The sequence below is a fragment of the Collinsella sp. TM05-38 genome (assembly GCF_003466445.1).
In the GTDB taxonomy this organism is placed as follows: domain Bacteria; phylum Actinomycetota; class Coriobacteriia; order Coriobacteriales; family Coriobacteriaceae; genus Collinsella.
The window spans coordinates 132,090-158,922 of the sequence record NZ_QSPM01000005.1 but is presented as its reverse complement, the minus strand read 5'-3'; the positions used below and the strand labels follow the sequence as shown (position 1 = coordinate 158,922).

Genomic DNA, 26,833 nt, shown 5'->3' with positions numbered 1-26,833 from the left:
GCGCCCCTTATCGCGCGGTCAACCCAAAACTAGGCAGGGTCCAGAATTTCTGGACCCTGCCCTACATCAACCCGAAATCAGCGGCCTGCATCTTTCTAGGTTTTGTCATTCGACGGAACTATCGAAACACCAGATCAAGAGACGACCTCACATCAAACGTTTCGGCAATCCCGGTGCTGGACGCAAGGGTACCGTTATAGAAAAACTCGCTGGCACCCTCCCGGTAAAGGTTCCGATACTCCGCCATCGCCTCAAACCCAAATTTCTCAAGCAGGGGAGATAGGGACGGCATTACCTCCTGGGGAACCGTTATAAGAGGCCTCTCATCATCAAGGAGCTCGATGGAGGCCGCGATCAGCGCAGTCCCTACTCCCCGTCCGCGGTGGTTGGCGTCCACGCGCAGCGAGCAAATCTTCTTTTCCGCGCCGTCGTCTTTGACGATACAGATGCCGGCCATTCTGTCTCCCGAGATGGCCTTCAGCACCCATCTGGAGGATCCGATGCCCGGGAGGACCTTCGCACGATACCATCCATCAAACCCCGGATAATACCGCTTGAAGCTGCCGCGGCAAATTGCGTGCAGCCGCCCTACCTCGGTTTTGTTCTCGACGGAAACGATTTTCAGTCTTTCCATGACGACCCCTCCTCTCTCTTCAGATATAGAATACCATTGCGTCAGGGCCGAAAACGTCGGCCATGCGGTTTCCGAACTCTGAACACACCGAACACAACGAGGAGAACGGCGCACGCCGCGAGGCTGGCGCCAGAAGCTCCGATTGCCCCAAGCCAAGTCAAATCGCAGAGCACGGTCGCAAGTACGTTGGTAAACACGGAAAACGCAGTCAGGAAGAGTAAATACAGGGCGATCGTACCCCAATTGCACACCGAATAGCTCAGCTTGAGGTACATCTTGTAACCGTCCCCTGGCCTGTTGATCTTTTTCTTCCAATGCCATGCCACCACGTCAGAGGCTGAGAGCCCCTCTGGCAGGTAGCCTCCCCACACGCTATCTCCTTCCAGCAGACGTTTTTCATGAAGGTCCTCGAAGGACTCAACGGCAACGCTCGTCCGCGCCATGAGGAGGGTGTGCACGGTGACGGATTTAAGAGGATAGGCGTCCGGGTCCACGCCGTCGACCTTCTCCCTCATCTCATCGCTCAGCGTCCGGTAGTCGTTGATCCTGAGATCGATCGCCTCCTCCCGGCTGAACGCACTGGTAAACAACCTGTCACGAGAGTCGTTCCGTTTGGCCAAACCGCTATTTTGATCGATGTATAAGCGAAATCTCACGTAAACCCTGCGGGACTCGCCGCCAACCTCTCTCGCAATATGGGGGAAATCTATATTGATGACGGTTGCCGCGCCGCCGTCGCACTCTTCGAACTTCAGCACGTCGCACGACAAAAGGAGAAACGGACCCCTGCTTTCATCGTTCGCAAGATTCACCTCGACATAGCGTGAGGTAAAATCGACTTCGGAAACGCGGCACCGATCGTTGAATATCGCGCCCAGGGTCTCTTTGTTCAGCTTCGGCATCAAATCAGAAAAGCAGCTCTTATCTATTTTGAAGGGGCAGTAAAGGGATATTCCCTTGATAGAATCGAGAATCGAAACGTCTCCCTTCAGGTCTTCGGATTTCTCGTCGCCTTGAGCGGTATCGCCCGCTTTCCCGTCGTCCTGACCATCGGAGCAGGCGGGCGATAGCATCAGGCCGAAATCGAATGCCGTTGTACTCGATTTCCCGTGCTCCAGGCTATCCGCAATCCAGAGATTTATGTTGACCATCGCCTCGATACCCTGGCCGTCGACGCGATCTTTTCCGCCGCCCTCGTTAGGTCGGCACCAAAAAGCGAAGCTATTCATCTTCCTCACTCAGATAGCAAAACGACTGCGGCGGCCTAACGAGACCCACCTTTTCTATTGGAAATGGATGGTCATACGCAACCGGATGGGATAACAGCAACGCGCCGGCCATCTCCATGCCGTAGAAATAACTCTCGAACTCGAATTTGGAAATCCCTCCGAACGAAGACGTCTGCCGCCAGAGCTCCCCCTTTTCCAAAAAGGGCATGGACTCCACCCCCGCCTCGCCGATGATCCTCGAAACGGGAGATGTTGCGTAGATGACGATACCCGATATCGGTTTTGTCGGCAGCCTTCTCCTGTACTCGCATTTCTTCTCTCCCGACAGAATGAGTCGCGCGAATCTCGGATGTATGGAAACTAAGGCTTTCACTGCGGCACCCTCCCTCTATCGACTCAATTATAAAGAGTCGGATCGACGCACGCCGTTCCACAGCCCTTCCTTTAACGAAGGAAAACCGAACACGACGAATCTTCCCATTACAGTCAGAAATGAGCTATTCGATATCTCGTTGATGCATTTCCCCGGTGTCGGATACGATGCAAGCAAGCCCGTCTGGGCCGCCGATCGGGCGTCCCCCCACATTGTAAAATGCGTTCGCTAGAATCGGCTCATTTACCCGTAGAGAGGGCTAGCGCCCATGGTCGACCACGCCGACGTAGCTTGCAATCTCCCCAAGCGCGCACATGAGCTCATCGAAGAAGCCGACCACATCGAATCCAGCTGTAATGCCAGCCTCATTCGATGGGAGTCACGTGCATGGAGACGATGCGGAACAAGCCGTCGTCCCAAACCACGTAGTTGCTGTACGTCTTGCTGCCGTAGTATTTGATTCCGTCGATGCCGGCATGACGGCAGCATTGGGCGACGAAGTTCGGCACGAGGTACTCCGGCGGGATGACCTGGTCGGTGTTGGTGAATGGGAACCGAAGGTACTTCAGGAAGTAGTTTGTCCCGCGGCCCACGCCGGAAAGGTCGATGAGGCGGACGTCGCGCCTGCCCTCTATCTCGGCGACCTGGGCCTCGTCCCCCGAACCGTGCTTCCCAATCTCCTGCATCGCGCCGTGCTCTGTGTCGGAGAAGTAGTAGTAAGCCTTCTGCGGGCCGTTAAACCTTCCCGCTTTCACAAGTAGGCGGGGCGCTTTGACCATGTCGTCCTTAAGGTACGAGGCCGTCCCTGCGGGTTTCAGCCGAGCGTGGTAATAGACCGGCCTGTCGAACGAAATCGCATCCCTCCAGTCCCGAACCGTCTCCCAGATAAGCCTACCGGCCTTGCAATCCCTTGCGAAGGCGGGGTCATCCGAGCAAAACTGCTGAAGCTTCATCATGTCAACCTCGGTCAGCCCCTCAAGGAAGGACAGGGACGAGGTCAGGACGTTGAACGAGCGAACGCTCGCGGACACCACGCCGGAATCATCGCCGACGCAATTGCAGGGCCCGGGGTCCGTCTCGGCGTCCGCCGCAAGCAGCCTCTTTCCCCTGATGTCGACCGAGACATCCTCGCTAACGGAGAGCCGCTCGAGCGAGACCTTGCTGAGGTTCTTCACGAAGGTCTTGGTACCACGCGGTATCGAGCCGCCGTAGCCGAAATCTCCGAGGGAATCGACAAGCCCGCCGACATTGCCAAGGAGGGCGATGTCGGGACCCCTGACGGTCAGCCCAGAAAGGCTACTGGCAAGGCTCTCGTAGACGCCGAAGTAGTCTTTAGACGCAAAGCGGTCCGCCATGTCCCGAATGGCGGGGGTCTGGAGCGAGGCCGTACATGCCGCAAGAAGTTCTTGCTGGGCGGAAACAACCTTCATGACCTCGGAAGCTCGATAGGAAGAGAGCCAGCCGCTGGAGTTGATGGAATCGAGGACCGCACGAATGGAGTCGAGGCGGACGCCCGCCGTAATGGACTTGATGCTGTCAACAAAAGTCACGAGGGCCGGCACCATACTAGCGCAAACCGCCTCGGACGTCTTATGCATCATCTCGGTATATGCGACGGACTCGCTCAGGGCCTTCGCCATGCTGAGCCGCATCGCCTCCGACTCGCGCAGTGCCTCTGAGAGGTCCGTGCGGGCGGATGCAGAATCCTCGCCAGCCCTCATCTCATCTACCGTAGCAATCGACTTCCCTCACCAAATGGCCCGACCTGTCTTCTATCCGAATCGCCATGGCCGCAGCCTGCGTCAGCGGCGACCCGCGACTCGTTTCCCGATTATACCAGCTGCAACCGAGAAGAGCTTTCCCAGGCTCCTGCGCAGGGCAAAAACGAGCACGAAGAAGAGGGCGACTTGGATACCAAGAACGGTCACGCTGTACGGAGCGAATGAGAGAACGACCTGCAACCCGATGATCAGAAAGGCGGGGATGATCTCGCCCTTGCGGTACTCGATGGCGACGTGGCGCTTCGTGTCCCTCACACGCACCGCTGCCATAACGCCGTAGCTTATCGCCGTGGCCACGGCGGCCCCGACGATTCCGACAAAGGGAACAAGGCAGAGCGTAACAATGATGTTCACGACGGCTCCGACGGCCGTCGTGGAGAAGGCCTTCTTGCTCTCCTTGTGTACGACGTACGTAGTGCCGAAGAACATGCCTATACAGGAGAGAAGGTTCGCAAGCGTTAACATTGCTACCGGCTGCCACGAGTCGACGTAGTCCGAACTCATGAGGACTGTGTAGACGGGATGGGCTGTGGCCGCGATCAAGGACGAGGCGAGTGCGAGTACCACGAACATATATCCGAACACCTGGGACTGGAACCTAGCGTTGTCCTCGGAGTCGCGCTCCTCGATCGCCGAGACCTGCCATGCCTGCATGAAAATGGAGTAAACGACGTTGACGATGGAGGGGATCTTCTGAGCCACGTTGTAGAGACCGTTCGCGCCTGCGCCTAAGAAAAAGAGGATGACGTAGCGGTCGGACACCGACATGACCCACCACATCAGGGAGTTCGGGATAAGCGGTATAGAGTACCTGAGCATCGTGGACAGAACCCGCCTATCGACCGAGGCAAGGGAGAGGTGCTCCCACACCCTGGAGCAGACGACTATGTGGACGGTCCCGACAAGCTGAGCCAGCACCATGGAGGCAAGATAGCCGAACACGCCGAGGTGGAGGACCGGGAGCGCGACCACATTGGCGACCGCCATGACGAAAGTGGTGATGATGCCGTTGGCCGCGAACGCCTTGGACTTGCCGCTTCCCCTCAGGTACTGCAGGAAGATGTTATTGAAGGTCTGCAGGTTGAGGAGGAGCAGGAAGGGGACGATGTTCGCCCCGATGATCGAGACGCACGAAAGCAGCGGGTACAGAAGCCAACTGAGCGCGACGCTCGCCACGACAACGAGCATCGAGTTAGAGGCGAGTTCGTCGTGGCTGAGCTCCCGCGAGGCGGAGAAGCGCAGGACGGCCTCGTTCATGCCCAGCATCGCAAAGGGAACGACGAGGTTCACGGTCGTGGTCACCAGGTCCGCCTCGCCGTACTCCGCTGTGGTGAGCATGTACGTATAGAACGGGACGATGACGAACGAGATAATCTTGCTACCGAGGTTCCCAACCAGGAACACTGCAGAGTTCTTCGCGAGCTTGCTGTATTTGCTATCTGATTCCAAACCGTTCAACCCAATCAAGTCGTGTGTTGCAGATGCGCCTCGGCGCCTTCGGTCAGCGGCCGACGAGTTTGCGGAGCAGCCCCTTCGCCTTTCGACGAGCCCTGGCGGCCAGGCCGTCCTCGAAGGGCCAGCGCTTGCGGAGCTCGTTCACGGGAACCCCAGACGCCACGTCGGCCTTGAACTCGGTGGCCCGCTCATGTGGGGCGACGGACTTGACGAGCGCGGAGTTGTGCGCCGCGATCTCGTCGAGGGAGCACTCGCCATGCAGGGACAGGTCGTCTATCTCGGCGAGCGCGCGCAGGCCCTGCGGACTGTTCGCGAGCACGGCAGACACCCCCCGAGACACGTCAACCCCCTCGGGCTGCCGGGCGAAGCCCCAGAAGTCCCCGAGCGTGATGTCGGCTCCGGAGCCCGCCCTCACGGGGCACTCGTGGCACGACCCACGAAGGGACGCGTTCCTCAGGAACGCCCGCATGTACCAGTCCCGCGAATGCGGGACCTCCGAGACTTTCTCCTTCCTGCACTTGTGCAGGAAGGAGAAAGTCGTCCATCCGGACGACTTACTCCTGAAATTCACCTCGGTGACCTCACTGCCCCCAGCGTCCTCCAGGTACCCGACGTAATCGGACCAGAGGCGCGGCGACGGGGCGCCGTGGCAGATGACCTCCACTGTGAGCAACAGCTCGGAGCTCGCGGCGCGGCCTAGGTAGCCGCGCAGTCCTGCGACCTGGCAGCCCGTGCCGGAGTAGAGGACCCTCCTGCCGGCCCCGAGGTCGGCGGAGACGGCCTCGTACACCTCGCGGCCGACTGCGCCCTGGACGTACTTAGACTCGAGGAGTGCCTCGAGCCCTTCCCTGGACGACGCACGGCGGTGGGAGACCGTGCGGAACCCGTCGTCGAATGCCGCGCCGTAGACGACGCCGCCGCCGTCCAGGGTCGCCGAGGCCAGAAGCCCGAACACCCCGCCCGATGACGACCTGCCGAGTAGGGCGTGATCCTTGGCTTGGCACCAGTACGCCCTGCAGACCTCCCTCTCGTGGGGACGCGAGATTGCCGGGCAGGCGCGTTCGCACCTGCCGCACTCGAGGCACGACGACGCATCGACGGCGGGGCGCAGGAAGCCCAGCGAGTCGCGCTCCATGGATATGCAGCCTACGGGGCAGGACGCGGAGCATGCCGAACAGCCGCAGCAGCCCTCGCCAAGCAACAAGATGCGCGGCTCTCTGGGCGCCGTTTCGTTCATCGCCGTCGCCATCACAGCGCGCCGTCCAAGAACGCGTCGAAAGCCGCTCTCTCCCGAGCGAGCGCCTCGTCGACCCCGGAATAGTCAGCGACGCAGGGGACGCCCAGAACCTCGGAGCGCCGCGCCTCCTCGCTCAGGCCGAACTTCCCAGCAAGAGTGGCGAGGCGCGAGCTCATGTCGTTCGCGCCGTCCCTTCGGACGATACAGAGCGGCTTTCCAAACAGCGTGGAGAAGACAGAGCCGTGGAAGGAGTTCGTAACGACGAGGGAGGCATTGTCTATGAGCGAGAGGAACTCGCGGGGGCCCGCGTTGGGCTCCCCGGCGACGCCCCGGTCGGTCATCTTGACGATGGCGACCCCCCTCGACCCGAGGTCGGACAGCACGCGCTCGGCCTCCTCGCTCTTCCCGAGGACGTAAGAGAACACGTACTCGCCCCCGGGCGTGCAATCGGCTCGCTCCAGCGGGCGCCACTCCGATGCGTCGACCGCCATCGTGGGGTCGATGAGGACGGGGGCCACGCGGCCCGCGAGCTCGCGGACGATGACGGCGCCCTCCTCCTCCCGGACTGAGATGCTCGGTATCCCGCGCAGGCCCTCCCGAAACCCCCGGGCCCTGTCCTCCGGGATCCTATCGACGCCGAAGCTTGCCGAGAGCGCCACGCGCTTCTCGGGCGAAGCGAAGGACAGGAAGTAGCCCCGCTCGTCGTAGAGGTAGTTCGGGTTCCAGACCTGGTCGCTCCCCACGACGAACTTGTCGAAGCGCTCGTCGAGCTCGCGGCCAAGACGCGGCAGACGCTCTACGTCGATAAGGGAGTTGAACTCGCGGAAGCGGTCGAGCCGGGCCTCGCTCATCGAGGCAGCAGGGTCGACGGACCTACCGATCACGCCGCGCAGGAATCGCTTGGCGGCCTCGACCGGAGGCCTCCACGAGGACCCGACCGTCGCAACCTCGTGCCCGCGCGCCTCAAGGGCCCTGGTGACGGCATAGTTCTGGAGCCTGTTGCCGTAGTTGAACAGGCCCACGAGCGTGACGACGCATATCTTCATCTTCGTACCTATCGGTTGTCTATTCTGGAGAAGACGGCCCCGTATAGATGCGGGAGCCACGCGAGCAGCAGCCAGCGCGCGAAGTTCGTCTTCTTGAGGTTTTTGAGGCAGAATGCCGGGCCCTGGCCCCTAAGATAGGAGCGCATCCTCTGCACGTCGCCCTCGAACTCGGGGCCAGCGTGCCTGATGTAGGAGAGCTGGAGAATCCTGATGTAGCTCCTCACTTTGTTGGCCCGCGCCGCGTCCGCAAGCTGCGGCGCGTCGCTCGCCACCCTTTGCTCGATTTCATCCGCGAAGAGCAGGGCATCGAGGTAGCGATCCGAGAAGCCGGCCCGCGAGGCTGAGTCGTCGCGCTTGAGGTACCGGTAGTACGACGCCCCGCTCACGCAGACGCGTCCGCACTCCATGAGGGCCTCGAAGATGAGGAACTTGTCCTCGTTAATCCTCCGCCCGGGGACGAAGCGCAGCGCACCGAGCGTCGAGCGCCGAAAGAGCTTCGTGTTGGCGCTCGTCGTGAGCGCGTCGCCCGTCAAGTAGCCCTCCAGGGCATCGACGCCCTCCGCGTAAGTCCTTACGCCCTTCCCGTCGCCCTTGGAGCCCGAGACCGTGCCATTAGGGTACACGATGGTGAGCTGGGAGTCGACGATGTCCGCGCCGCGCTCGTCGGCGATCGCGAGAAGCCTCTCGTACATCTCCGGCAGAATCTCGTCGTCATCGTCCATGAAGGCGTAGTAGTCGCCTCGCGCCCGCTCGAGCCCCATATTGCGGGCATTGGAGACGCCGCTGTGCTCCTGCGTGAGGAGGGTGACCCTGCCGTCGCGAGCCGCGACGCCCTCCACTGCACCGATTGTGCCATCAGATGACCCGTCGTCCACGACGATGACCTCGAGCCTCCTCTCGGTCTGCCCGAGAACCGATTCAAGTGCCCGCTCGACCGTCCCCTCCGAGTCGTGCGTCGCCATCACGACCGTGATCCTAATCTCGCCCATGGCGACCCCCGTCCCTCGGCGCGCTCAGGGCAAGCGCAGAGGCAGCCGCGAGCGCGAAGTAAACGAAGTAGCACTCCGCGTCGTACAGCGGCGCCCCAAAGAACCCGTAGGCGAGGAAGAACACCTGATAACCCAGTGAAAAGGTGGCGAGGCACGCGCGGTCGCCCCTCGTGAGGGCCTCCGAGGAGCACGCGACCCGCCCGAGATGGAGGAGCTGGACCGCAGAAACCAGGAACAGCGCGAGCCCAACGACCCCTCCTTCAGCGAGGAGGTTGAGGTAGATGTTGTGAGCCGTGATGGAAGCCGCGTCCGGGTCAGTGGCCCCCGGCCAGTGGAAGCGGTAGGTGCCCCACCCGTTCCCGATGACGGGACTCACGTCCCAGAGCTCCACGGCGTGCTCCCAGAGCCAGGTCCGGTTGCTGGTCGCAGAGTCCATGGAGTCGCTCTCGACGGCGTCCATGATCCTCTCGAACGTACCCCCGACCGCGGGGACGAACTGCGCAACCACTGCAATCGCCACTGCGACCAGCGCGGTTGCAGTCACAATCCTCATGATCGAGCGGAACTTCAGCCTGCCCGAGAACGTAAAGTAGGCGATGGCGAGGCCCACGAGCGCGCAGACCAGCGGGGCCCTCTTGGTGGTCAGCAGGAGGGCCAGCGCGAAGGCGACGAACACGGCAACAGGAGCCCACCCCCGCCCCTTCCTGGGGGCGTCGCCCGCGACCATCTTGGAGAACGAAAGCAGGAGACCAGCGGCCATGAGAACCCCGTTGTAGCTGTAGTGGGACGTCAAGCCGCTCTCATAGCCCGTCGCCGAGGAATTCCCGGCGAAGAACCGCGGCTTCACGAACGAATCGTAGACGCCGGGCACCACGAAGAAGAGGATAGTGGCGGCAGCGTTGAGGAGCAGCATGGCGAGCAAGACGTCTCGGACCGTCCCGAGCCAGTCGGGCCTGCCGCTTAGCGTGAAGAAGAGCAGAAGCGCGTCCACGAAGAGCAGGAGACGCGATGAGTTGAGGCTGCGCGAGCCCCCGAGCACGAGGAACGTGCCGACAGCGAAGACACCCAAGAGGAGCCACACTGCGTGCGCGGCCCTCAGCGACATGCGAAGGTTTACGTTCCGGAACGCGAAGAGCGCGCAGGAAGCCGTGGAGACGAGCAGGGGGAACTGGCTCCCCGCAAGGAGCCCTCGGAACATGGGGTACGCGAGGACGACGACAAGAAGGAGCGTGTCGAACCTGCGCACTCGCTCGGCGGCCGCCGGGACGGCCTTGGGCTTCGCCTCCCTGAGTGTTGCAGCGCTCACTTGGATGCCCTCCCGCGTCTCTTGGCCGTGAGGAACCGCATAAGCCCCATCGCGCTGAGCACGCCCTTCGCAGACTCGACGGCCCGGTCCTTCATAGACACGTGGGCGTACTTGTCGGCCGCCGACAGGAACCCCTCCCTCTCTGCACGCGCGAAGAAGTCCGCGCGGCGCGGACTCTCGTCGAAATCCCTCGTGGCCATGACCCCGTCGCCCTTTAGGACCCTACCCATATCGACGTCCACGAGCTTCAACTCACCTGCCGCCTCTGCTCGCGAGAGCATCTCTGAGGCGCGCGTAGTCCGGGCCCACACGTGGGTGTGGCCGCGATCGTCGTCAGCGAGGCCAGTGAGCGACGCATAGCTCCAGCAGTCGAAGAGGGTGAGGTCCGAGGCGCGCTCCGGTGCCCTGAAGGCGCAATGCGCGCAGCTGGGTCGCGTCGAAAGGCCAGCGAAAAAAGCCTTGTGCATGGGACAGACCCGGCCAGAACCGCGATACAATTTCCCGTTCTCGAACGCGATACTCATCGTGCTGCTGTGGTAGCCGTACGTCTTCTTCCTAAACGAGACGCTCGACGGCTTGGAGCCGTAGCGCTCGGACAGATAAGCGACATACTCCTCCCACATCGCCGGGGAGGGCACGGCGCGACAGATGAAGTCGACCGTAGTGAGCCCCTCCGCCTTGACCCTCCTAGCCGATAGGAACGTGTTCAGGCCCGCAACTTGGCAAGGCGTGCCACTGAAAAGTACGGGCGTGCCCTTGTCAAGCAGATCCGCGGCGCTGCGGTACACGTCGCGGTCCGCCAAGTCGCTCTGGACGTACTTCGAGCCACTGAACGAGATCAGGCCGGCATCATCGCGGGCCGACGTGTGCACCACGCGCCACCGATCGTCAAAGGCCGCCCCGAAGACGACACCGCCTTCTTCCAAAACCTGACGGGCGAGGGCGTTGAAGGCCCCGCCCGAAGTCGAGGCGGCCCGCACCGATTCGTCGGCATTGGTCGCAACGAGGGAGCGCGCGACGGGCATCTTCTTTAGAGATTCCCGGCCAGCCCGCAGCGGACAGGCCTTGACGCAGAGGCCGCACGAGACGCAGGCCTCGCCGTCGACGCGTGGATAGAGGAACCCCTCGGCGTTACGTTCCATCGCAATGCAGCCTTTAGGGCATGCGGCCATGCACGCCGTGCAGCCGCAGCAGCCAACGTTATCGGCAAGGTTTATACGCTCCGCCACTAGACAAGCGCCTCCCCGAGGAAGGCCCACGAGTCGGCGCGCCACGCCGCGAGCCGCTGGTCCACGGCGTCGAAGTCGGGAAGGTCGGCAAGCGCCCGCGTCGCGCCGCCGGGCTCCGTCACGAGCCTTCCCTCGAGGCCAAGGTGGGAGAAGAGACTGTCGATTCGGGAGTTGCGGGACTGACGGTCGCCCTGCTGGAAGCGGTAGAAGGTGGCGTAGGGCTTATGGTGGATGGTCGAGAACACGGTGCCGTGGAACGAGTCGGTGAGCACGTACTCGGCGCCGCGGATGAGGTTCACGAACTCGAAGGGGTCGACGTCGTAGGGGGCCTCGTCGCCAAAAGACTCGTCGGAGGGTACGATCTCGTCGAGGTGCCTGAGGGTTACGATGGGCAGCCCGGTGCTCGCCGAGAGCGCCCTGGCCTCTTCGCGGCACAGCGGGTTCGTGCCAAGGAAGTAGCAGAAGATGTAGGGCCCCTCGTGCATGCGCTCCACAGGCACCATGCCCGCCCAGCCATCGCGGTCGAAGAGCAGGGTCGGGTCGACGACAACCTTCGCCTCAACACCCGCGACTTCGCGACAAATCCTCGCTCCTGCGTCCTCGCGGACGCTCAGGAAGTCGATCTTGCGCAGGTAGTCGGCCGTGCGCGACCTCTGGTACCAGGGGATCTCTGACACGCCGAAGCTCGTGGAGTAGGAGATTCGGCGCACGCCGGGGGCGGCGAACTGCAGGTTGCAGAAGTTCGTGGGCAGGCCTTGGGGCAGCCACATCTGGTCGGAGCCCACGAGCACGGCGTCGTAGTCGGCCGAGCCGGCACAGAGGTCTGCGAAACCCACGTAGGGGCGCGAAAGGTTAGTGAAGGTACGTGCGCTGAACCGCTCGAAGACGGCGTCGCGGCCCTTGCGCTTGGCTGCAATCTCCGGGTAGGCTTTGGCGGCCTTCCGGGTCGCCATCCTCTTGGCGAGCATCTTCTGGTTGCCCCCGTTGAGCAGACGTGGCGCCTGCCTGAGCTTCTCGACAGTTGAGTACTTCTTTACGTATATGAGGTTGTTGCACTCGTTGCCGAGCGACTGAATGGCCGTCTGGCACGCTAGCGTCTGCAGCATGCTGCCGTAGTTATGCTGCTTGTGGCAGCCAATCATGGCAACTTTCACGCGGTAGTCTCCTTCTCTTGTTCCTCTTTGTTTCTAGTCCCTCTTGAAGAGGTCGCGGGTGTAGACCTTCTTATCACTGTTTTCAGCCATGGTAGAGTCGTAAATAGCCATAAGCTGCTCAATGAACGATTTCATTCCAAAGCGCGATTCGATGGTCGCCCTGCCAGCTTCGCCTAGACGCCGTTTAAACGGCTCATCCGCGAGGAGCCCCTTCAGGACGGTAGCCAAGGCCTCGTAGTCTCCGACTGGAACTAGCAGGCCGTTTGTCCTGTCTTCGATTACCTGGGGTATCCCGCCGACGGGAGTCGTCACTGTGGCAAGTCCGTATGACATGGCCTCAAGGACGCTCATCGGCATGCCCTCGTTTCTTGACGGCAGGCAATAGACGCTGGCCTTGCGGAAGTTGCTCTCCCGCTCCGCTCCGGAGAGCCAGCCCAAAAAATTGCATCTGTCAGATATACCGAGCTCGGAGGCGAGGCGACGATACCTGTTCACGTCACCGTCGCCACCAAAGGAGAAGCTTGTATCAGGGAAGTCTCTAAGAACCTCTTTTGCTGCGCGCAGAAGAATATCCGGGCTCTTGCGGTCATTGAGACGTCCCATGAAGAGAATGCGACGGTTCGAGTAGTCGGTCAAATTCTCGGCGGGAACCACGACAGCGTTGTGAAGTACCCGGACGTTCGACTCCTCGCAAAGGCGGTTAGCGACGACGAAGTCACGCCACTCCTCCGAGAGAACGATGACCCCGGAGCACCGCCCGAAAACGTCACGAATCTCATCGCGCTTGGAGTCAGTGCACTCGTCGAAGTAGACCCCGAACTCGCTGCCGTGCAGGTGAAGAAGAACGGGAATACCTCTCCTGAAGGCGGTGCGCATGAAGACCTTCTTGCGCTCGAAGCTCCCCCGAGAGGCCATGTGAACGTGTACGAGGTCGAAGCGACCGACACACATGAGATATCGAGCATAGGCACCGGCAGCGATGACAAGCTTCTTGGGCTTACCCCCATCCTGGAAGGTCGAGAGGAAATCGATGGAATCCCCGCTCCTCTTCACGGCCTCTATTATGTTACGCTCCACAGTGGCCATGCCCCCCTGTGCGTCGATGCTAGGGCCAAGCATGAGAACTCTAGGCATCGTCATCTCCTAGACCGCCTCATCAGGAATGAATCGCAGATTGTTTTTAGGGAAAGAGTAAATCTCTTTTTTAGCTTCATTAGTTTCCTCCCAGCACGTCCGTGATTCGCTCACACGCGTGACCGTCACCATAGGGATTCGATGCGTGGCTCATTGCCTCATACTCAGCCTGATCGGAGAGCAGCCTACTGAACTCACGGTAGACGACGTCCTCTTCGGTGCCGACGAGCTTCAGCGTGCCGGCCGCCACGCCCTCGGGGCGCTCGGTGGTGTCGCGCATGACGAGCACCGGCTTGCCCAGGCTCGGCGCCTCCTCCTGGATGCCGCCCGAGTCGGTGAGGATGAGGTGGCTAGCGGCCATGAAGTTGTGGAAGTCAAGCACCTCGAGCGGGTCGATGATATGGAGCCTGTCGAAGCCGTCGAGCTCCTCGTGGGCGGCCTTGCGCACGAGCGGGTTCATGTGGATGGGGTATATCGCCTTGGTGTCGGGGTGCTCCTCCATCACGCGGCGGATGGCGCGGAACATGCGGTGCATAGGCTCGCCAAGGTTCTCGCGGCGGTGCGCCGTGATGAGGATGAGGCGGTAGCCCTCCGCCCACTCAAGCTCGGGGTGGGTATAGCCCTCACGAACGGTGGTGCGAAGCGCATCGATGCCGGTGTTGCCGGTGACCCAGATCTTCGGCTCGGGCTTACCCTCACCGAGCAGATTTTGCTTACTGGCCTCCGTGGGGGCGAAGTAGTACTCGCTCACGATGTCGACCGCCTGGCGGTTGAACTCCTCCGGCCAGGGGCTGTAGATGTCGTGCGTGCGCAGGCCGGCCTCGACGTGCCCCACGGGGATATGCAAGTAGAAGCAGGCGAGCGCCGCGGCAAAGCTTGTGGTCGTATCGCCGTGGACAAGAACCACGTCGGGCTTTTCCTCCTCCAAGACAGCCCTCAGCTTCAGCAGCACGTCGCACGTAACGTCGAACAGGGTCTGCCCCGGCTTCATGATTGCCAAGTCATGATCGGGCGTCACGTCGAAAACGCGCAAGACCTGGTCGAGCATCTCGCGGTGCTGGCCCGTCACGGTCACAACCGTCTGAAACTCGTCTGAGCGGCTCTTGAGCTCGTTGACGAGTGGACACATCTTGATGGCCTCCGGGCGCGTCCCGAAGACGAGCATCACTTTCTTCAAACCTGCTTCTCCCTGCATCTCTTCAAACGATTTAGAGCTTATAGACGTTCTCACCGTCACCACACACGTTGCGCGGGTCGATGAGGATGCGGTCGCCGAAGACCTCGGGCTTACCCTTGATCTGGGAATGGCCCACCATCACGATCACCATCTCCAGGCCGTCCAGGAACTCTTCCATGGAGTGCACCTGGCCCGGAACCTCGTCACGCTCGACCCACGGGTCGTACACCTTCACGGCACCGCCGCACAGGTGCTCCTCCATGGCCTCGAGCATCTGCAGCGTCGGGCTCTCGCGCACGTCGTCAACGTCCTCCTTGTAGGTCAGGCCGTAAATGCCCACCTTGGAGGCGTCCTTGATCCCACGCTCGGCCATGACCTCGTAGGCGCGATGAAGAACGTATTCGGGCATGCCCGCGTTGGTCTGCAGGGCAAGGCGGATGAAGTTTGCCGTCTCGGGGTAGTCTCCGACGAGGAACCACGGGTCCACCGGGATGCAGTGACCACCCACACCCGGGCCAGGCTGCAGGATGTTCACGCGCGGGTGTTTGTTGGCGATACGGATGACCTCCGCCACGTCCATGCCGCCGATGCGGCAGATCTTGGCGAGCTCGTTGGAGAATGCGATGTTGATCGCGCGGAAGGTGTTCTCGACGACCTTGGTCATCTCGGCGGTGCGGATGTCGGTGACGGAGATCTCGCCCTGGCAGAAGCTGGCGTAGACCTTGGCCACGGCCTGGCCCACCTCGGGATCATCGGCGCCAATGGTGCGGTTGTTGTGCAGAAGCTCGTAGACCATATTGCCCGGGATGATGCGCTCGGGGGCGTGGACGAGCTTGACGTCGTCGCGACCGGCCTCGACCAGCAGCGGGCGCACGAAGCGGTCGATGGTGTTGGGTGACACAGTGGACTCGACGACGAGCACGGCGCCCTCGGGCGCGACCTCGAGAACGGTCTTGCAGGCAGCCACGACGTAGCACGGGTCGATCTTCTTGTCGAGCTTGTCGTAGGGCGTGGGAACCGAAACGATGTAGGTGTCGCAGACCTGGTAGTCGGTGGAAAACTTGATGCCAGCCTCCAGGGCGTCGGCGAACAGCTCGTCCAGGCCCTCCTCCTTGAAGGTGGTCTTGCCGGCGTTGAGTGTGGCGACGAGCTCCTCGTTGTAGTCGGTGCCAACGACCTCCACGCCGTGGGAGGCCATCATGAGGGCGGTGGGAAGACCGATGTAGCCGAGACCGATAACGTTAACCATTGCTATTCACCTTTCTTAGCGAACTTGTATCTATACGTGAGGGCGACGAACTTGAGGTTGCCGATGATGTAGCGCTTCCAGAGCCTCCCGGGCTCCTGGATGAAGCGGTAGAACCACTCCAGGCCGTGCTCCTGCATCCATGTAGGGGCACGGTCGGTGACGCCGGCGACGACATCGAAGCTGCCGCCGACGCCCATGACGAACGGGATTCCGATCTGGTCGATGTACTTGTGGACCCAGTACTCTTTCTTGGGAGATGAAAAGGCGACGAACATCATGTCGGCGCCCGAGGCGGCCATATCGGAGACGATCTGGGGCTCGTCGGCATCGGTGAAGTAGCCGTTGCGGTAACCGGCGATCCGGATGCTCGGGTACCTCTCCTCGAAAATCGCCTTGACCTTGGTGACCACCTCTTCCTTCGCACCGAAGAGGTAGATGCGGTAGCCCTTCTCGGACGCCAGCTCGACAAGCCTCTGGAACAGGTCGATGCCCGTGACGCGCTCCCCGAGCGGAACGCCCATCTTCTTCGCCGCCCAGACGATCGAAGCGCCGTCGGCGTTGATCAGAGGGCACTCGTTGACGATGGACGCGAGCTCGGGATCGGCCTCCATCAGGTTGACCTTGGAGGCGTTGATGACGACATGTTGAGTCGGCACGCCCCTCTCGATGATCTTCTCGACTTCATCGACCGTCTCGTCTAGCGAGATGGCGTTAACGTACGTGTTTAAAATTGGATAACGATTGCCAGCTGACACTAGCACGCCCCGCTTCCCGTGATTACCTCGACAACAGTAAGAAAAACGATCTTGAGATCGGTGATGACGCCTCGGTTGGCGATGTACTCCAGGTCTCGGCGGACCATGCCGTCGAACCCGGTGGAGTTTCGCTCCGTGACCTGCCACCAGCCGGTGATGCCGGGCTTCACGGCCAGGCGCTGCAGGTCGTACTCGGTGTACTCGACCACCTCGTTGGGCAGCGGCGGGCGCGGGCCGACGACCGACATCTGGCCCAGGAACACGTTGAGGAACTGCGGAAACTCGTCGATGGAGTGCTTGCGGATGAACTTGCCGATCTTGGTGACGCGGGGGTCGTCCCTCATCTTGAACATGGCGCCGGCGATCTCGTTCTGCTCCTTGAGCTCGGCGAGGCGCTCGTCGGCGTCCCTGTACATGGAGCGGAACTTCCACATGCGGAAGGTGGAAAGGCTGCCGTCGCGGTGGGTCTGACCCACGCGGATCTGACTGTAGAACGGGTTGCCCTCGCTCTCCAGGCGGATGGCCGCGGCGAGCACAAGGCTCGGAACGGCGATGACGGCCAGCACGCAGCCGCTGAACACAATGTCAAACGCGCGCTTAACGGTGCGGTAGGCAAGGCGCGAGCGATCCCAGTCCATAATGGATTGCATGGCCCTGTAGCGGCCGGCGCCCTCACGCCGGTCCATGGCCTGAGCAATCAGTGCCGCCCCCGCGGGCGCATCCGTTGTATATTGAGTTTTATCCGACACGTTCTCTTCCAACACTTCGTCCCCGGGTCGGGGATCCTCCCTATTCTGTGTAGCGACCGTCTGCAGCTAGGCGATCGCCTTTTTAAGGTTGCGCATGACGCGCTGCTCGTTTGAAAGAACGGCAAGGCCAACGCGGGTGGTTACGCGCCGGCCGCACAGGTCGAGCTCCAAATAAGCAGTGCTCTTGCGTCTGTTAATGGTTTTGATAAGGCCTTCGTGCCCCAGCAGCGGGCCTGCCGTCACTAAGACCTGGTCGCCGTCTTTTAGGGCCTCGCTCATAGGCACTACGCGGTCTCCCCTATGCGTAAAGCCGCCAATAAGCTGGACCTCTTCTTTTGCCAGCGGCACAAACTGACCGTCCTGGGATAACACCCGGGCAAAGTCGTCCATGCGCAGCAGATACTGTTGCACGGTGCGGGGATCTGCCGTATCGCAGATAAGATAACCGGGAAAGAGCGGCTTGGTCGTGTTGACCCATTCGCCATGTACCTTGATCTCGGTTTGAAATTGGGGATAAAAGAGCTCCTGCATGGCGCCAGCCGGCACCACACGCTCGATGCGCTCGCGCATTACGACTTCGCGACCGTTAATGACCTGGATCACATACCACACGAGCACCACCCCCTTGCTGTCTTACGTGTGGCTCACGGGGTTTGGGTATGGCTTCGCCAGGGCGCTTGTGCGCGAAGGCGCTCCATATTCAAACCCTGAGCCCAGTTAGACAAGCACGTGGCTCTGCCCCACCGTGAACGGTATGTATGAGTGCAGTGGCTAGAGACGCGGACGTGTATCGCAAAAAGACCGCATCCCCAGCTGGCTGCATGCGGCCCAGTCAAGCGGGTACAAAACTGGACCGCACGCAAACAGCTGTAGGACTGCTGCGATTTGTCATGAAAAATCGAATCGAAAGAACAGCTTGCGCATAAACAAGAACAAATTCATTCGATGCGATACGCATGACGACGCTATTGGAGCTCGTGGTTTTTCTGGCACCGCCGTTACGGCCGGATACTGATCGACCCTGCGCTTTGCGGCTTGCTGGAGCCGTGAGCACAGTTGAACCCATGTAACGTTAGGTATCCTAGCACAGCAGGTGACCCATGCGTTTTGGGGTGTGTTGAGCAACATATTGTTTATTTGCCGTGGTTATGGGGGATATTGTGCCGTCTTGCACACATTGCCGCAGGTTTATGGGGGTGTGTAGGTTGGTGAGCACTGCCTGAGTTGTACTGCTAACGGCGTGAATTGCTCAAACTATTAAGTATGGCTAACAAACTTTGTACAAAACCGGGAAGGTAATTGCGCAACTTTTTATGGGGTGGGCGCGGGTGCACGTTCACTTTAGTTTGTGGGGTTAAAGGATAAAAAAAGGCCACCGGGTATCCGGTGGCCTTTTGGATTCACGATGGTGGAGACGAGGGGGATCGAACCCCTGACCTCTTGACTGCCAGTCAAGCGCTCTCCCAGCTGAGCTACGCCCCCGTGACGTGGTAGTACTATAGGGGAAGTTGGCGTGACGTGCAAGGACTTTTTTGAGTTGATTGTATTACTAACTTGAGTTGATTGTCTTACTGACGGGTTTTCCTACTCGTCCACCGTCCCGAAAAACCCTCACGCGGTGATGCCTTACTTGTAGAGGTAGGCGATTGCGGTTCCTTGGTGGACTTGGATCTTAGCCGTTTTCCTGACGACATTTGAGATGCCCGTGTCGGCTAACAGGCCTAGGGGGCTGTGGTCTAGCTCCCACTCTAGGCCGTGTTCGCTTATCTCTGTGTTGGGGGCTATGGCGATGATAGAGAAGGTTTTGCCCTCAGCGTTTTCGATGGTCCAAGTCTCGTCCTGGTGCAGGAATCTGGCAGTTACTTTGTCTTCTTCGATCCAGACTGGGGCATCTTTGTAGTTGGCTAGTAAGCCCAGAACGGATAAGGCCATGTCGGGGCGGCCGCCGGTGGCGCAGGTCGCAACCACTTCGGCACCCGGCCAGCGGCGGCGGACGGAATCGAGCGCCAAAGCCAGATCTGTATAGTCCTTGTACGGGTCGTGGCGCTCAACTTCAAAGTCGGTGGCGGCATCGACCAGCGCGCGACCTGCATCGCTCACCGTATCGGCATCCCCCACATATACGTCGCAACCCAGCCCCGCGCCCAGCAGCGCGTCGAGTCCGCGGTCCACGGCGACAACATGGTCGCACTCCCCTGCTAGCCTACGCAACAGATCCGCGCTCGCCACCACGGGCGAGCCGCAGACAACTAATACCTTGCAAGCCACAGCCCTCGCCTATCCCTTAAACGCAAGCACGCGGGCCAGGTCCAGGTCCTCATAGCTATCAATAAAGATATCGCAGTTGTCGCGAACCTCGTCGCGCTCCATACGGCCATGCGGGTCATAAATGCCCACACGCTTTAAGCCGGCGGCGCCAGAACTCTTTAGGCCAAAGACGGCGTCCTCAAACACCCATGTGCGCTCAAACTTGTGCCCATGGCGCTCCTCAAGGCGGCGCAGCGCAAGCTCGTATACGTCGGGGAATTGCTTGGAGCGCCCCGCCTCGCCCGTCGTGGTAACAAATTCCAAGTAGGCATCGAGCCCGGCACCAGCGAGCGCAGACTGCACCAGCTCGGCCGGCGTGGACGTGGCAACACACATGGCAATACCGGCCTCCTTCGCCTGCTCCAAAAATGCAAGCAGGCCGTCGCGCGGTGGCACCTTGGAGTACCCATCAATCAGAATATTGCTCAGCTCGCGATACAGTTCCTCGCCATTCGCACCAATGCCCCACGTGTCGTGGTAGGCCTGGCACTCGTCCTCGAGCGACAAATGCTCAAACTGGGCAAAATCGTCGACCGTCACATCAACTCCGTGGCGATGCAATAACTCGGGCTGGGCATAGGCCCAAACGGGGGTGCTATTAACCAGTGTGCCGTCGCAATCGAAAATAAAAGCGACATTGTGAGCGGCGGTCTGGGACATAAACATACCTTTCAATGTCAAATGGTAAACAACCTGCTAAAAACGTTTTACCAAACGTCAAACTAACAATCTTGAAACCCTAATTGGTAAAACTGTCAAGAGTTTTACCACTGCAATTCTGTCAGTGGTCTAAACATGGCGCTCGCCGATTAAACACCGCCGCAAATCCACTTTTCTCCATAAAAGTAACGAACAGGTGTTATCGTATTTCGTGCCGAAAGTTCCACCGAGCACGCGAGGTGGAATGAATCATAGAACTATCGCCGTCCCTTCGATTCGTGCAGCCTTGGACCTTTCGCATCTAGTCACCAAGGCAACATGCTGCCGTGTCATGATGGGATCAAACGTGAGCGATACAAAGCTAAAGCCAACGGCCAAAAAGCCCGCTACCCGTAAAGCCGCCCCGCACGCACCGGAGCTCTCTAAGGACGATGTCTATCTGTTTGGCATCGGTACGTGGGAGCGCAGCTGGGAAAAGATGGGCGCGCACCCCGACACGCAGAACCGTACGCGCGGCTGGCGCTTTTGCGTTTGGGCGCCCGACGTAAAGAGTGTCCATGTCATTGGCGAATTTAACGACTGGGATGAGGAAGCCAACCCGCTGGTGCCCGTACATACGAGCACCATTTGGGAAGGCTTTATTCCTGGCGCCGAGCAGGGCCAGCTCTATAAATACCTTATCGAAACCAACGAGGGCGAGAAGCTCTACAAGGCCGATCCGTACGCTTTTAAGGCCGAGTGCCCTCCGGGAACGGCAAGCGTGCTGTGGGCCCTCGACGGCTATAAGTGGAACGACGCAGCATGGCTCAAGCGCCGCGCCGGCCACAACCACATGTCGCAGCCGCTGAACATCTACGAGGTGCATATTGGCTCGTGGAAGCGCCACGGTGACGCGCCGCAGGGCGAGCCCGATGAGTACGGCAACTACCCCGGTCCCATGGATCCCTTCCCCGCGCAGCGCGGCGAGTTCTACACCTACGACGACCTGTCGGTGGAGCTCGTGGACTACGTGCGCGACATGGGCTACACGCATATCGAGGTCATGCCGCTTATGGAGCACCCGTTCGACGGCTCCTGGGGCTACCAGACGACCGGCTACTACGCCGCCACGTCGCGCTACGGCAACCCGCAGCAGCTCATGCACTTTATAGATGCGTGCCACGAGGCGGGCATTGGCGTGATCATGGACTGGGTGCCCGGCGGTTTTTGCGCCGACTCCCACGGCCTGGCCACCTTTAACGGCCACATGTTGTTTGAGCACGAGATTCACCCCAACTGGGGCACGCATAAGTTCGACTTCGCCCGTGGCGAGGTCCGCTCCTTCCTGGTCTCTAACGTGCTGTACTGGCTCGAGAACTTCCACGTGGACGGCATTCGCATGGACGGCGTGTCCAGCATGCTGTACCTCAACTTTGGCATCGACGATCCGGGCCAAAAGAAGTTCAACAAATACGGTACCGAGGAGGACCTGGACGCCAGCGCGTTTATCCGCCAGGTCAACTGCGCCGTGGAGGCACACTACCCCGACGTGATGATGATGGCCGAGGAGTCCACCGCGTGGCCGCTCGTAACCTATCCGCCGCAGGACGGCGGCCTGGGCTTCCATTACAAGTGGGACATGGGCTGGATGAACGACACCCTGCACTACATGCAGACCGATTTTCCGTGGCGCCCCGGCAACCACGGCCTGCTCACGTTCTCCATCATGTATGCCTTTACCGAGAACTTCATTTGCCCGCTGAGCCACGACGAGGTCGTGCACGGCAAGTGCTCCCTTATCGGCCGCATGCCGGGCGACTGGTGGCGCCAGTTTGCCGGCCTGCGCACGCTTGCCTTCTACCAGATGACGCACCCCGGTGCCAAGCTCAACTTTATGGGCAACGAGATCGGCCAGTTTATCGAGTGGCGCTACTACGAGTCCATCCAGTGGTTCCTGACCGAGGAGTATGAGACCCACCGTCATCATCAGGCGTTTATCAAGGCGCTCAACCACCTGTACACCGCCGAGCCCGCTCTGTACGAGCGCGGCTACACCGACGACGGCTTTACCTGGATCGACGCGGACAACTCCAAGCAGTCCATCGTGAGCTTTGTGCGCCAGGGCGAGGACGTCGACGACGACCTAGTGATCCTGATCAACTTTGACCCGGCGAGCTACGAGAGTTTCCGCGTGGGCGTGCCGCGCGAGGGTGACTGGGAGGTCATCTTTGATTCCGACCGTCCCGAGTTTGGCGGCAGCGGCTATGCCGGCGAGGAGCCCTACACCTGCTCGAGTGAGCCCTATCCCTGGAATGGGCAGATGGACTCCATTGAGATTAAGGTTCCAGGCCTTGCAGGCGTGGTGCTTAAGCGCCGCGGTCCCAGTAGCTACAAGCCGCCGGTGGTCGAGGCCCCCAAGGCTGCGCCCAAGAAGCGCACGTCCTCGGTAAAGCCTAAGCCCGCGGCTGCTAAGAAGGCTCCGGCTAAGGCAAAGGCTGCTAAGCCCGCTGCCAAGGCTTCGACCAAGTCCGCCACGGCCAAGAAGGCAACCGCCAAAAAGGCTGCTCCCAAGGCCAAGACAGGCGCCGTTAAGGCATCTGGCAAGGACGCGTAACAAAGCCGTTACCGCTGTAATTACCCGCCCCGCCGGGGCGTAGGATGTAAGTCATAACCGTTCCGGGAGAAACATCCCCGGGGGAAAGGAACGTATGAATAAGATCTTCGACAACAAGCAGGAGTTTACTGAGCTCTATCGCGATGCCGTCATGAGCATCAGCGGCAAGAGCGTCGAGGCCGCCAGCGACCTGGACCGCTTTAACGCCCTGGCCAAGCTCGTGGCCGAGAAGGCGCGCACCGTCGCCACCAAGAGCGACGCCCGAGTCACTGCCGAGGGCAAGAAGCGTGTGTACTACTTCTCGATCGAGTTTTTGATCGGCCGCCTGCTCGACAACTACCTGCTCAACTTTGGCGTGCGCGACATGGTCGCCGAGGCGCTCGACGACATGGGCTTTGACCTGTCCGTCATCGAGAACCAGGAGCCCGATCCGGCACTGGGCAACGGTGGCCTGGGCCGTCTGGCCGCGTGCTTCCTGGATTCCATGGCAGCCGAGGGCATTGCCGGCTACGGCAACGGCATGCGCTACCGCTACGGCCTGTTTAAGCAGGAGATTGTTAACGGCAGCCAGGTCGAGACCACTGACGAGTGGCTCACCCACGGCTATCCCTGGGAGGTCCGTCGTCAGGACAAGGCCGTGACCATCAAGTTTGGTGGCCGCGTTGAGGGCTTTGAGGAGGACGGCCGCACGTTCTACCGCACGGTGGATACGCAGGACATCCTGGCCGTTCCTTACGATATCCCCGTGGTGGGCTATGCCGGCGAGACCGTCAACAAGCTGCGCGTCTGGGCCGCCGAGCCGGTCGAAGAGCACTTTGACCTGGAGGCCTTCAACCGTGGCGACTATGCCCTGGCCGATGCCGAGCGCGCCGAGGCCGAGGCCATCAGCGCCATCCTCTACCCCAACGACGCCGGCGAGCACGGCCGTCTGCTGCGCCTGAAGCAGGAGTACCTGTTTGTCTCGGCCGGCATCTACAGCCTGCTCGACACCTTTGAGAAGGAGCACGGCGCGAACTGGGAGCTGTTGCCGCAGTTTGTAGCCATCCACACCAACGACACGCACCCGGCCATGTGCGGCCCCGAGCTTATGCGCATCCTCATCGACGAGAAGAAGCTCGAGTGGGACGACGCATGGAACATCGTGACGCAGGTCGTGAGCTACACCAACCACACCATCCTGCCCGAGGCTCTGGAGAAGTGGCCCATTGGCACGTTCTCCAAGCTCCTCCCCCGCGTGTACCAGATCATCGACGAGATCAGCCGTCGTTGGCACGAGTCGTTCGACACCACGCAGGAGGGCTGGCAGGAGCGCCTGCGCCAGACCGCCATCCTGTGGGACGGCGAGATTCGCATGGCCAACCTGTCCGTGATCTGCAGCCACAGCGTCAACGGCGTGGCCAAGATCCACTCCGACATCATCAAGAACATCGTGCTCAAGGACTTCTATGCCCTGACGCCCGAGAAGTTCAACAACAAGACCAACGGCATCTCGCACCGTCGCTTCTTTGCCGAGGCCAACCCCACCTATGCCAAGCTCGTGACCGATGCCATTGGCGATGGCTGGCTCAAGGACGCCTTTGAGCTGGAGAAACTAAAAGAGTTCCAGAACGACACCGAGTTCCTGAAGGCCGTGGGTGCCTCCAAGCGCACCAACAAGGAGCGTCTGGCCGCCTACGTTAAGGCCGAGACCGGTCTGGTCATTGACCCCAACACCGTCTTCGACGTTCAGGTAAAGCGCTTCCATGCCTACAAGCGCCAGCTCATGAACATCATGAAGGTGATGGACATCTACAACCGTCGCATCGCCGATCCCAACTTCCACGTGACGCCGACGACCTTCATCTTTAGCGGCAAGGCAGCCTCGAGCTACACCTTTGCCAAGGAGACCATCCGCCTCATTAACTCCGTGGCCGACGTCATCAACAATGATGCACGCGTCAACGAGGTCATGAAGGTCTGCTTTATCCCCAACTTCCGTGTGAGCAACGCCCAGCTCATCTACCCCGCCGCCGAGATCTCGGAACAGATCTCCACGGCCGGCAAGGAGGCCTCGGGCACGTCCAACATGAAGCTCATGATGAACGGCGCCATTACGCTGGGCACCCTCGACGGCGCCAACATCGAGATCGCCGACCTTGCCGGCCGCGAGAACGAGGCCATCTTTGGCCTGACCGCCCCCGAGGTCGAGCAGCTGTGGGCATCGAACAGCTACTTTGCTTGGGATACGCTCAACAACGATCGCGAGCGTCTGGGCCGCGTGATGGACGAGCTCAAGGACAACACCTTTGCGGGTCTTTCGGGCAACTTCGAGAGCATCTACAACGAGCTCATGAACAACAACGATCCCGACCTGGTCATGGCCGACTTCCGCAGCTACGTGGATGCGTGGGAAAAGCTCACCGGCAGCTACGGTGACCAGGAGACCTGGAACCGCAAGGCCCTGCTCAACACCGCCTCCTCCGGCTGGTTCTCGAGCGACCGCACCATTCGCGAGTACCGCGACGAGATCTGGCACGCGTAAAGGCGCGCGAGTCCCCTTTGCCGCACGGCATTACTCGACGGGCGCGACCGAGCGCCGCGCCCGTCGCTAATGGGTTTAGGAACATCGATGACAGAAGGAGAGATCGATGAGTAAGAAAGAATGCATCGCGATGCTCCTCGCGGGAGGACAGGGCAGCCGATTGGGGGCACTTACCCAAAAGATCGCCAAGCCGGCGGTTAGCTTTGGTGGTAAGTTTCGCATTATCGACTTCTCTCTGTCCAACTGCTCCAACTCGGGCATCGACACGGTGGGCGTTCTGACGCAGTATCGCCCCTACCTGCTGCATGCCTATGTGGGCTCTGGCGAGGCGTGGGATCTGGACAGCCGCGACGGTGGCGTGTCGATCCTGCCGCCGTACGAGACGCAGACCGGCGGCGCCTGGTATGCGGGCACGGCCGACGCCATTACGCAGAACCTCGACTACATCAAGACCAACGACCCCAAGTACGTCCTGATTCTTTCGGGCGATCACCTGTATCGCATGGATTACCGCAAGATGCTCAAGACGCACATTGAGAACAACGCCGACCTCACGGTGAGCGTTATGCCCGTGCCGTGGGAGGAGGCCAGCCGCTTTGGCATCCTGACCACCGACCCCGAGGACGGCCGCATCACCAAGTTTACCGAGAAGCCCGAGAAGCCCGATTCGAACCTCGCCTCCATGGGCATCTACATCTTCTCGGCCGACGTGCTGATCGAGGCGCTCGAGGAGGACGCTCTGGATCAGCGCTCGAGCCACGACTTTGGCAAGGACATCATCCCCAAGCTGCTCGGCGAGAACAAGCGCCTGTACAGCTACGAGTTCCACGGTTTTTGGAAGGACGTCGGCACCATCGCCAGCTTCCACGAGACCTCGATGGACCTGCTGGGTAACAACCCCGAGTTCGATCTGTTTGACAAGAACTTCCCCATCATGTCCAACATCACCACGCGTCCGCCGCACTACATTGGCCCGGACGGCCGCCTGGACGACTGCCTGGTCTCCAACGGCTGCAAGATCTACGGCACCGCTCGCCACTCGATCCTTTCGACCGATGTCATCATCGAGGAGCGCGCTGTGGTCGAGGACTCCGTGTTGCTGCCGGGTGCGCACGTTAAGAGCGGCGCGCACATCTGCCGCGCTATTTTGGGCGAGAACTCCACGGTCGAAGAGGGCGTGAAGCTCGGCTCTGTCGATACCACCAAGGATACGGCCGTCGTTGGAAATGACGTCGTTATCGGGAAGGGGGAATGA

22 protein-coding genes and 1 tRNA gene are annotated in these 26,833 nt (G+C 60.7%); 3 read left to right on the top strand and 20 right to left on the bottom strand.

The window, feature by feature from the left end; translation table 11 throughout:
- Positions 1-118 precede the first annotated feature (118 nt).
- The 20 genes from DXD49_RS09640 to DXD49_RS04190 form a co-directional block, all read right to left on the bottom strand.
- On the bottom strand, positions 119-634 hold the full coding sequence (locus tag DXD49_RS09640; protein ID WP_158564859.1) for a GNAT family N-acetyltransferase: 516 nt from the start codon (positions 632-634) through the stop codon (positions 119-121).
- A gap of 41 nt (positions 635-675) precedes the next feature.
- Positions 676-1,863 carry a hypothetical protein gene (locus DXD49_RS09635; RefSeq protein ID WP_158564858.1) on the bottom strand — a complete coding sequence of 396 codons (1,188 nt, stop codon included), beginning with the start codon at positions 1,861-1,863 and terminating at the stop codon, positions 676-678.
- On the bottom strand, positions 1,856-2,236 hold the full coding sequence (locus DXD49_RS04275; protein WP_117794300.1) for an ASCH domain-containing protein: 381 nt from the start codon (positions 2,234-2,236) through the stop codon (positions 1,856-1,858). The genes DXD49_RS09635 and DXD49_RS04275 overlap by 8 nt, the downstream gene beginning before the upstream one ends.
- 365 nt (positions 2,237-2,601) lie before the next feature.
- Positions 2,602-3,957: an RES family NAD+ phosphorylase gene (locus DXD49_RS04270; RefSeq protein WP_117794299.1), complete on the bottom strand. Its 1,356-nt coding sequence runs from the start codon at positions 3,955-3,957 to the stop codon at positions 2,602-2,604.
- Positions 3,958-4,038: 81 nt separating this feature from the next.
- A complete protein-coding gene (locus DXD49_RS04265; RefSeq protein ID WP_158564857.1) occupies positions 4,039-5,466 on the bottom strand; it encodes a lipopolysaccharide biosynthesis protein in 1,428 nt (475 codons plus the stop codon).
- A gap of 52 nt (positions 5,467-5,518) precedes the next feature.
- Positions 5,519-6,709 (bottom strand): Coenzyme F420 hydrogenase/dehydrogenase, beta subunit C-terminal domain, encoded by a 1,191-nt coding sequence (locus tag DXD49_RS04260; RefSeq protein WP_158564856.1) that lies wholly within the window; start codon positions 6,707-6,709, stop codon positions 5,519-5,521.
- A gap of 11 nt (positions 6,710-6,720) precedes the next feature.
- Positions 6,721-7,755 (bottom strand): polysaccharide pyruvyl transferase family protein, encoded by a 1,035-nt coding sequence (locus DXD49_RS04255; RefSeq protein WP_117794296.1) that lies wholly within the window; start codon positions 7,753-7,755, stop codon positions 6,721-6,723.
- 8 nt (positions 7,756-7,763) lie between these two features.
- Positions 7,764-8,744, bottom strand: a complete 981-nt coding sequence (locus DXD49_RS04250; RefSeq protein WP_117794295.1) for a glycosyltransferase — start codon at positions 8,742-8,744, stop codon at positions 7,764-7,766.
- Positions 8,731-10,050 (bottom strand): O-antigen ligase, encoded by a 1,320-nt coding sequence (locus DXD49_RS04245; RefSeq protein WP_117794294.1) that lies wholly within the window; start codon positions 10,048-10,050, stop codon positions 8,731-8,733. Before DXD49_RS04245 ends, DXD49_RS04250 begins: the two co-directional genes overlap by 14 nt.
- Positions 10,047-11,279 (bottom strand): Coenzyme F420 hydrogenase/dehydrogenase, beta subunit C-terminal domain, encoded by a 1,233-nt coding sequence (locus tag DXD49_RS04240; RefSeq protein WP_117794293.1) that lies wholly within the window; start codon positions 11,277-11,279, stop codon positions 10,047-10,049. The genes DXD49_RS04245 and DXD49_RS04240 overlap by 4 nt, the downstream gene beginning before the upstream one ends.
- Entirely contained in the window at positions 11,279-12,433 is a 1,155-nt protein-coding gene (locus DXD49_RS04235) for a polysaccharide pyruvyl transferase family protein (RefSeq protein WP_117794292.1), read from the bottom strand. The genes DXD49_RS04240 and DXD49_RS04235 overlap by 1 nt, the downstream gene beginning before the upstream one ends.
- Positions 12,434-12,466: 33 nt before the next feature.
- Positions 12,467-13,567 carry a glycosyltransferase family 4 protein gene (locus DXD49_RS04230; protein ID WP_158564855.1) on the bottom strand — a complete coding sequence of 367 codons (1,101 nt, stop codon included), beginning with the start codon at positions 13,565-13,567 and terminating at the stop codon, positions 12,467-12,469.
- Positions 13,568-13,646: 79 nt separating this feature from the next.
- On the bottom strand, positions 13,647-14,735 hold the full coding sequence (gene wecB / locus DXD49_RS04225) for a non-hydrolyzing UDP-N-acetylglucosamine 2-epimerase (RefSeq protein ID WP_369831601.1): 1,089 nt from the start codon (positions 14,733-14,735) through the stop codon (positions 13,647-13,649).
- Positions 14,736-14,775: 40 nt separating this feature from the next.
- Positions 14,776-15,993, bottom strand: a complete 1,218-nt coding sequence (locus DXD49_RS04220) for a nucleotide sugar dehydrogenase (RefSeq protein WP_117794289.1) — start codon at positions 15,991-15,993, stop codon at positions 14,776-14,778.
- A 2-nt stretch (positions 15,994-15,995) separates the two neighbouring features.
- The gene (locus tag DXD49_RS04215; protein ID WP_199568959.1) at positions 15,996-16,748 is read right to left on the bottom strand and encodes a WecB/TagA/CpsF family glycosyltransferase; all 753 of its coding nucleotides are present in this window, start codon (positions 16,746-16,748) and stop codon (positions 15,996-15,998) included.
- On the bottom strand, positions 16,748-17,497 hold the full coding sequence (locus tag DXD49_RS04210; protein WP_233541743.1) for a sugar transferase: 750 nt from the start codon (positions 17,495-17,497) through the stop codon (positions 16,748-16,750). Before DXD49_RS04210 ends, DXD49_RS04215 begins: the two co-directional genes overlap by 1 nt.
- 66 nt (positions 17,498-17,563) lie before the next feature.
- A complete protein-coding gene (loaP, locus tag DXD49_RS04205) occupies positions 17,564-18,115 on the bottom strand; it encodes an antiterminator LoaP (RefSeq protein ID WP_233541742.1) in 552 nt (183 codons plus the stop codon).
- Positions 18,116-18,903: 788 nt separating this feature from the next.
- A tRNA-Ala gene (locus DXD49_RS04200) sits at positions 18,904-18,979 on the bottom strand.
- 144 nt (positions 18,980-19,123) lie between these two features.
- A complete protein-coding gene (locus tag DXD49_RS04195) occupies positions 19,124-19,765 on the bottom strand; it encodes a thiamine diphosphokinase (RefSeq protein WP_117794285.1) in 642 nt (213 codons plus the stop codon).
- Positions 19,766-19,774: 9 nt separating this feature from the next.
- Positions 19,775-20,464, bottom strand: coding sequence for an HAD family phosphatase (locus tag DXD49_RS04190; RefSeq protein ID WP_117794284.1), 690 nt, complete (start codon positions 20,462-20,464; stop codon positions 19,775-19,777).
- A 331-nt stretch (positions 20,465-20,795) separates the two neighbouring features.
- Here DXD49_RS04190 and glgB point away from each other — a divergent pair, with 331 nt between their 5' ends.
- From glgB to DXD49_RS04175, 3 genes are all read left to right on the top strand, one after another.
- Positions 20,796-23,057, top strand: a complete 2,262-nt coding sequence (gene glgB, locus DXD49_RS04185; protein WP_117794283.1) for a 1,4-alpha-glucan branching protein GlgB — start codon at positions 20,796-20,798, stop codon at positions 23,055-23,057.
- A gap of 94 nt (positions 23,058-23,151) precedes the next feature.
- Positions 23,152-25,578: a glycogen/starch/alpha-glucan phosphorylase gene (locus DXD49_RS04180; RefSeq protein WP_117794282.1), complete on the top strand. Its 2,427-nt coding sequence runs from the start codon at positions 23,152-23,154 to the stop codon at positions 25,576-25,578.
- A 106-nt stretch (positions 25,579-25,684) separates the two neighbouring features.
- On the top strand, positions 25,685-26,833 hold the full coding sequence (locus tag DXD49_RS04175; protein WP_117762940.1) for a glucose-1-phosphate adenylyltransferase: 1,149 nt from the start codon (positions 25,685-25,687) through the stop codon (positions 26,831-26,833).

What these genes read in the sequence shown, in the direction of transcription:
- DXD49_RS09640 (WP_158564859.1), bottom strand. Translation starts at nt 634, where the DNA reads ATGGAAAGACTGAAAATCGTTTCCGTCGAGAACAAAACCGAGGTAGGG.
- DXD49_RS04190 (WP_117794284.1), bottom strand. Translation starts at nt 20,464, where the DNA reads ATGTCCCAGACCGCCGCTCACAATGTCGCTTTTATTTTCGATTGCGAC.
- DXD49_RS04175 (WP_117762940.1), top strand. Translation starts at nt 25,685, where the DNA reads ATGAGTAAGAAAGAATGCATCGCGATGCTCCTCGCGGGAGGACAGGGC.
- DXD49_RS04230 (WP_158564855.1), bottom strand. Translation starts at nt 13,567, where the DNA reads ATGCCTAGAGTTCTCATGCTTGGCCCTAGCATCGACGCACAGGGGGGC.
- DXD49_RS04250 (WP_117794295.1), bottom strand. Translation starts at nt 8,744, where the DNA reads ATGGGCGAGATTAGGATCACGGTCGTGATGGCGACGCACGACTCGGAG.
- DXD49_RS09635 (WP_158564858.1), bottom strand. Translation starts at nt 1,863, where the DNA reads ATGAATAGCTTCGCTTTTTGGTGCCGACCTAACGAGGGCGGCGGAAAA.
- DXD49_RS04220 (WP_117794289.1), bottom strand. Translation starts at nt 15,993, where the DNA reads ATGGTTAACGTTATCGGTCTCGGCTACATCGGTCTTCCCACCGCCCTC.
- DXD49_RS04270 (WP_117794299.1), bottom strand. Translation starts at nt 3,957, where the DNA reads ATGAGGGCTGGCGAGGATTCTGCATCCGCCCGCACGGACCTCTCAGAG.
- DXD49_RS04260 (WP_158564856.1), bottom strand. Translation starts at nt 6,709, where the DNA reads ATGAACGAAACGGCGCCCAGAGAGCCGCGCATCTTGTTGCTTGGCGAG.
- DXD49_RS04180 (WP_117794282.1), top strand. Translation starts at nt 23,152, where the DNA reads ATGAATAAGATCTTCGACAACAAGCAGGAGTTTACTGAGCTCTATCGC.
- glgB (WP_117794283.1), top strand. Translation starts at nt 20,796, where the DNA reads ATGATGGGATCAAACGTGAGCGATACAAAGCTAAAGCCAACGGCCAAA.
- DXD49_RS04255 (WP_117794296.1), bottom strand. Translation starts at nt 7,755, where the DNA reads ATGAAGATATGCGTCGTCACGCTCGTGGGCCTGTTCAACTACGGCAAC.